Here is a 6,482-nt window from a genome sequence, read left to right on the forward strand (position 1 = left end):
GGTTATTGCTCAATTTTGTTCATGACCCGCTCAGAGTAAGGGATTTGTTCCATATTCTAAATTCACTCATTTTTAAAAATTTGGAGATCTTCTTTGATTTATAGGGTTATTTAGTATGTTCCTGGCTTTGAATAGATAAGCTTTTTGTTTTGATAAGAAGGTCACTTAAATCAGAAGATTGACTGAGCCATTGTCTAAAATATTCAACAAATTCCCAAATCAAACGCTCTTCGCCACGTTTTTTTAGATAAAAAGCATGAAACTCAATATCTATAGTAAAATCGTTGAGCTCAACCACGGCTAATTTATCATCAAGTAATCTTTCATAAATCAAGCACCAACTATGTCCAAGTTCGACTGTTTTGATACAGTTATATACCGTATTTACCTCCGCGGTAATTTTAGGTGAAATGCCTTTTTGTGCGACCAAGACATTAAATTTTTGGCGCAATATACTCTCATTTGTTGTTAAGACTGCATCGTATTCTGCCAGTTCAGTTATAGAAATAGGGGTGGTACGTTTCGCTAAAGGGTGGTTAATCGAGACAACGGGTAAAACTCTTTCTTTCCAAAGTGGTATAGAGGTTAGATTGGCAGGACAACTACCTGTATAGGGTAAAATGAAAAGGTCATAATCGCCACCTGAAAGGCTTGTATTCAGATCCTTACCGGGAACTATTTTATTAACAATAAAATAATTTGTTTTAAGTGCGAGCATATAATTGATAAATTCAGCAAATACCGAGAGAGAAACATACGGGTTCAGCCCTACATTAATCGTTAATTTAGGTCTGCTTTTGCGGTCATTATGCTCCGCTTTCATCATTTCATTATAAATACCAAGCATTTGGCGAATGTAGGGAAGAAACGCTCTCCCTTTCTGGGTCAATTCAACCCCATAGGTAGTATTTACAAAGAGCTGGCTACCTAACTCCTGCTCTAATTTTTTAATGCGCCTGCTTATGGTAGGTTGCGAGGCATACAGGTGTTTTGATGCCAAGGATGTTGAATGATATTCAACAACAGCAAGAAATGTTTTCATATCTACTATGTTCATCTAAACCTCCTGGTTTTCTCTCTTTAGAGATTATCCTGTTTGCTTTAACTATTCACTATTATTATTAATAATATTAGTTAAAAAAATAATCTCAAACAAATGGCGGCAGGGGCTATATATGTCAACTCATCCTCAGTAGCCATTCAAAATGAAAATCCCTAATGACTCAAAATAAACTATAAAGGACTGGATAAATAAATGAAGTATTTTTATAAAATAATTCCATCAAAATTATATTACACATACAGTTCTTAATGGAAAGCAAAAATTTATCTCTAAGATTGATCCATTTATTTCAATAGACAATTTTTAAAATTCCAATTACCCCTGGAACAAAAAATCGAGGGCTTGTTGCCAATTAATTTTGCATTTTACTGAATGCCTGATTTTCAGAGCCCTAAGAAAGTTTTAGGGTATGTTGATAATTTTTCAACACACCGTATATAAAAAAAGAAAATTGTTTTTTCTATAAAACTTCAGATGGTAGATAAGATCTGTTTGGCGATTGCTGTAATTGGTATTCATATCAGCCAAGCAGTTCTTTCTCCTGAGTTGCAAAAAGCTGTTTCCCCAATTCAAAATAGGTGCTGTTGTTAATATCCACATATTTATGAGATGCAACGTTCACTCCATCCGCAGAGGTTACATAACGTAGTTTTGGTTTATTGCTTAATGCTGCTTTAAGGACAATCCGCGCAATCTCATCTCCAGTTTGAGGGCCATCAGGAAAGTGTTGCAGAAAATTTGTGCGAAGAATTTGTTCCAGTTCTTCATATATAGCAATATTTGATTCATGGGGTTGCTGCAATTTTCCTGCAAAAGCAGTAGTAACAGGCCCTGGTTCTATAAGTGAAATATGAATACCTAAAGCGTTCGCGATTGGTGCCAATGCTTCCATCATTCCTTCAACAGCGAACTTGGCTGCGCAATAAATCTCACTAAATGGAACGGCAATAAGACCTCCTAAACTGGATATTGTAATAATATGTCCACTTTGGAGCTCTCGCATCGAAGGCAATACCGCCTTAGTAAGACGAACTACACCATAAAAATTAACATCCATAACCCTTTTAATGTCATCCAGCGAAGCTTGTTCTAATGTTCTATGAAAACCCTCTCCTGCATTATTGATAAGAATATCAATGCGGCCATAATCTTTTTGAATCCCGCCAACACAAAGCCCAACCGATTGATCATCGCAAACGTCTAATTGACGGACATCTAAGTGTACGTTTTCTTGAGCTGCTGTATCTAACAATGCTTTAGCCTTATCGATATTACGCATGGTTGCTATGGTTTGAAAGCCAGCATGAGCAAAGGCTAAGGCAAGAGAGCTGCCTATACCTGTTGAAGTTCCAGTTATAAGGACAACCTTTTCATTTTTAGAGTTAATCATGGTCATTATTTTTTAATTTGCAAAGATAATTACAAAGCTACTACTAAAATACTTTTGATGCAAACAATATAAGCTAATAATATCTATACAATTTTGCATTCCATTTTTAAATGTGATACAAAATGCGGCTCGCTGGAAATCAGGGTATTTTTGCTTGATGTTTCTATTTTTGTATTAAAGAAAGAGTTGCTCATTCTCGTATATGAATTTTTATCCATTATTAAATTATGAATTATTGTGAATGAAATTAAATTAATCATTTGGGATTTAGACGATACTTTATGGAAAGGGACATTAGCAGACCAGGATGATGTAATATTAAATAAAGAAGTTATTGCAAGAATTGAATATTTGTTAAATAGAGGTATTGTTCATTCCATTTGTTCAAAAAACGATGCAAAAAAAGCAGAAAAGATGCTCAAACAGTTAGGCATCTACGAATATTTTATTTTTCCCAAGATATCCTTTGAAGATAAAGGAGCGCGAATAAAAAAAATTATAGAGCAAGCACAGCTTCGTGAACAAAATGTATTATTTGTAGATGATAATGAGTTTGTTCTACGAGAGGTTCTTTTTCACAACCCCCATATCGTAACTAAATTGATCGACCAATTTATGCGGGAAGATGTGAGTTCTTGGGGAAAGAATGACAGTAATCGGGAGCGCTTGGCACATTATAAAATTCTGGAAAGGAAAGAGAAGAATAAAATAACATTTCTTGAAAAAAATCATGATGAGCATGCATTTTTGAAGGAATGTAATATCAAAATTCAGCTTATCCCCTTAGATATCAATGATCATGAGATTGAACGCGTCATAGAGCTTGTGAACCGTTCAAATCAGATGAATTATACGCAGTCCCGTATTAAATATGAGTATTTATTTACTTTATTTGAATTAAAAAATGGGGACAATTTTAAAATCCGTGTGGAAGACAAATACGGAGATTATGGGGTTGTAGGGTATGTATGCATTTTAAATAATACCTTATTCCACTATGTGTTTTCATGTCGTATCCTAGGCATGTGTGTTGAAGCAAGGATGTATCAATGGTTAAAAATAATGTATCCCGGATTAAAGTATTCATTTCATACGTCTAAACTAAAAAATGTAGATATAAATCTGGACTTTATTGAAATTAATTTGCAGCAGGAAAACAAAGAAAAAAAATTTACTCCCAATAGTAAAAAAGTTTTGGTCAGAGGCCCATGTCTTGCAAATGCTGTTTCATTTCTTCTTAGTGAACACTATCATGTAGATGAGGAAATATTTTCATTTTTTGAATATGCAAATTTACATTTTTTACGCGAAAATTTAGACGGCAAACAAGATATACGTTTCGATAAAACACGAAAAGCTATAGAAAGAAATGAGTACCATATGATCGTTAACTTTCTTGAAAGCGATTATTACAGTGGCCACTATAAGATCCAAAGCCAAAAGATCCCTGTTACCTCCAATTATATTTTCTGGAAAAGTTTAAAAACAATCAAGTATGACAATCAAGTCTTAGGAGAACATATTAAGACAATGATGATTAATGGGATGCGTGATATAAAACGATTTAATCTTGATAATCGTTTTTCTCCGTGGCCACGGATTGAAAAAATTGTTAATGCTTCATTAGATTGGTTTGGAGAACGTTGGCGAAAAACGCTCTATCAGTTCATTTTTTATTTTGTATTTAAAAATTATCGGGGCTATGTTTCTGAAAAGCAATTTGAAAATAACGTGCTCTGGTATATTGGTCTTTTTCCAGAACATGTAAAACTGTTATTTATTAATCCTCCTGAGAAAATACCCTTGCCATTCATGACCCAAGAACAAAACGAGAAAATTGTTAAGCGTACCCAACTGCTGAATAAAATTATGAGAAATATTGCAAAAGAAAAGCCGAATGTATTGCTTTTGGAGATGGATGATATTCTTGAACAAGATGATATCGTGGACAGCTTTTCTCATTTAAAAAGAAAAGGTTATATCAAATTATCACAATTATTATTAAAAACAGCAAAATGCTCTTTTTCTGGAAATTAATCAAGGTCTTGTAGATGTTTACCTCCCTCTGCAACAGCAGGGGGCTATTAAAGGGATGCTGCGCGTGGACCTTTGAACAAGCGTGCATTCCCAGACCTTCCGCTTTCGCGGAAGGTGACTCATTTACAAATACTTACAACTTCCCTCTTAACCCACGATAGAGGAAACCAAAATGTCATATTTTGAAAATCTCATGGTTACTGAGGGTTCTTCTACATAACAACCGTCATTTGGAATTAAAACCCCATAAGATGTGTTTCCATGGAACGTAACACGGCAATAATAAGTTGCTTTTTTATTGACAATGTTATTGAGCACTGCATTCACTGGGATATGGCCGTTTTTGACGGGAACCCAAGTTTCCACTTTTTGTGGCGCGGGTCGCAACGGAGGAGTGGAGACGGCTGAATAGTTGCTAACGAGGATGGTATAATCATAGGGCCCAGGGTAATAATATAATGGGACATAGTAATAATAATCTGCATAGACAGGCGGTAAAAAGAATGCTGTTGTAAGTGTTGCCCCGAATAATGCGCCATAGAAAAAGCCATTTCCCCACCCCCAATAAGGCCCTGGCCCCCAATAGGTTCCCCCGGTCCAATAACTGCCATGCCAATAACTGCCGTGCCAATAGCTGCCATGCCAATAGCTGCCATGCCAATAGCTGCTGTGCCAATTATTGTGATTTATCCAATTTGCATTGCCAGAAAATTCTTTGTTGGTGTACTCGCCATGATGAAATCCATCGATATGACCTATTCCGCTTGATGCTTGATTAAAAGGGTGAATTGTTTGTAGATGATGTTCTTGGAATGGCTGTATCGTTCCATAAGACGAACCTCCTAGTCCACGATAGTGCTCACTTTCCCGATAACCTCCAGAAGCCCCCCATGCAGAGTAATTGTTATTTCGGTGATACATCCCTGCAGATTCACGGGAGTTGTTACCCCATTCAAATCCGCCTTGTCCATGAAAGCCACCACCCCATCCACCATGAAAACCACCTCCACCATGGGCCCAGGCGGAAGAGTTTCCAGCAGCTAAAAGGATGCAGAAAGTATTGATGAGCGACGATATCTTAATGAATTTACTCGTGATTTTCTTTCTGGAATGACAGGCAAGATCACGTGTTTCCACAAAATAGTCGTCCTGTTGATCAGTCATCAATAAAGAGGTGTTACATGCGCATTTCTCTGATTTTTTATACATCGTAGTTCTTCCTGTGTCGAGAGAATGTTTAATATCCAAGGACATTATTCCAAATACATTGAGGTAGAAGCAATAGTTAGTGCGGGAGTTTAATTCGTAATGTAGAAACCAAGAGAAGGCTGTTGTTTTCGTTGAATGTTTGCTCATATTTTATGAAAAAACTCTTTGACAATTATTTGTTGAAATGATAATTTTTGTCCTTTAGATTAGGAATCAGATCATAAACGGAGTTACTCAATAAAGAGCTGGAGTCTCTTCTATTCCAAGTTAAGGATGATGAAGATGAAGTCGATGTCCAGTGAAATCAGTGAAATAAATCTTTTAAAGAATGCCCAATTTACTGTATATCAACAAAAATGGGATTCGCGAAGCTCTGTTCGTTCTCGTCCCGAGAAGTGCATTGATTTTAGTCTTGAAAGTTATTTTTTCCCTAGCGACAAACAACCTATTTTACTCAGTGAAGAGGTTCATGCATTAGGCGAATCGGTAAAAAAGGACATACTGCTCCAATCATTTTTCAAATACTTAAATGATATTGTTCATCTTGAAGTGAAGCTTATCAATCAAGCCTGTCATCTTATCATTGCACGAGCTTCGCACATTCCTAAAAATGGATTAAAATACGCGTCATAAATAATAGAGATAAAACTGGTTAAAGATGTCGCGTCATCGATGTACAAAGGAATTGTATAAATCGTTTTTACAAGCAAGTAGCATGCGTTATTCAGGCCTATCCTTATCAGAAGTAAGTCCTATTGAGTTATCTGACGATAGCATTAGTCG

At 36.0% G+C, this 6,482-nt stretch carries 5 protein-coding genes and 1 pseudogene; 3 read left to right on the plus strand and 3 right to left on the minus strand.

Features of this window, described 5'->3' with window-relative positions; translation table 11 throughout:
- Positions 1–106: 106 nt before the first annotated feature.
- Entirely contained in the window at positions 107–1,057 is a 951-nt protein-coding gene (locus EKG34_RS14400; protein WP_003634769.1) for a LysR family transcriptional regulator, read from the minus strand.
- A gap of 526 nt (positions 1,058–1,583) precedes the next feature.
- Complete coding sequence (locus tag EKG34_RS14405; RefSeq protein ID WP_223800058.1) at positions 1,584–2,453, minus strand: SDR family oxidoreductase; 870 nt, start codon at positions 2,451–2,453, stop codon at positions 1,584–1,586.
- A 237-nt stretch (positions 2,454–2,690) separates the two neighbouring features.
- Here EKG34_RS14405 and EKG34_RS14410 point away from each other — a divergent pair, with 237 nt between their 5' ends.
- A complete protein-coding gene (locus tag EKG34_RS14410) occupies positions 2,691–4,490 on the plus strand; it encodes an HAD-IIIC family phosphatase (RefSeq protein WP_003634776.1) in 1,800 nt (599 codons plus the stop codon).
- A gap of 147 nt (positions 4,491–4,637) precedes the next feature.
- Here the strand turns inward: EKG34_RS14410 and EKG34_RS14415 are convergent, their stop codons facing one another.
- Complete coding sequence (locus tag EKG34_RS14415) at positions 4,638–5,699, minus strand: hypothetical protein (RefSeq protein ID WP_223800057.1); 1,062 nt, start codon at positions 5,697–5,699, stop codon at positions 4,638–4,640.
- A 282-nt stretch (positions 5,700–5,981) separates the two neighbouring features.
- On the opposite strand from EKG34_RS14415, the gene EKG34_RS14420 reads away from it, so the two are divergent.
- Both EKG34_RS14420 and EKG34_RS19015 read left to right on the plus strand, forming a co-directional pair.
- Positions 5,982–6,332 carry a hypothetical protein gene (locus EKG34_RS14420; RefSeq protein WP_003634779.1) on the plus strand — a complete coding sequence of 117 codons (351 nt, stop codon included), beginning with the start codon at positions 5,982–5,984 and terminating at the stop codon, positions 6,330–6,332.
- Between the two features lie 25 nt (positions 6,333–6,357).
- Positions 6,358–6,482 (plus strand): annotated as a pseudogene (locus EKG34_RS19015) (IS701 family transposase); the annotation flags it as partial.

The organism is Legionella longbeachae (assembly GCF_004283175.1).
GTDB classification, from domain to species: domain Bacteria; phylum Pseudomonadota; class Gammaproteobacteria; order Legionellales; family Legionellaceae; genus Legionella; species Legionella longbeachae.

Coding starts and splice junctions, on each gene's coding strand:
- EKG34_RS14400 (WP_003634769.1), bottom strand. CDS start 1,057: ATGAACATAGTAGATATGAAAACATTTCTTGCTGTTGTTGAATATCAT.
- EKG34_RS14405 (WP_223800058.1), bottom strand. CDS start 2,453: ATGATTAACTCTAAAAATGAAAAGGTTGTCCTTATAACTGGAACTTCA.
- EKG34_RS14415 (WP_223800057.1), bottom strand. CDS start 5,699: ATGTATAAAAAATCAGAGAAATGCGCATGTAACACCTCTTTATTGATG.
- EKG34_RS14420 (WP_003634779.1), top strand. CDS start 5,982: ATGAAGTCGATGTCCAGTGAAATCAGTGAAATAAATCTTTTAAAGAAT.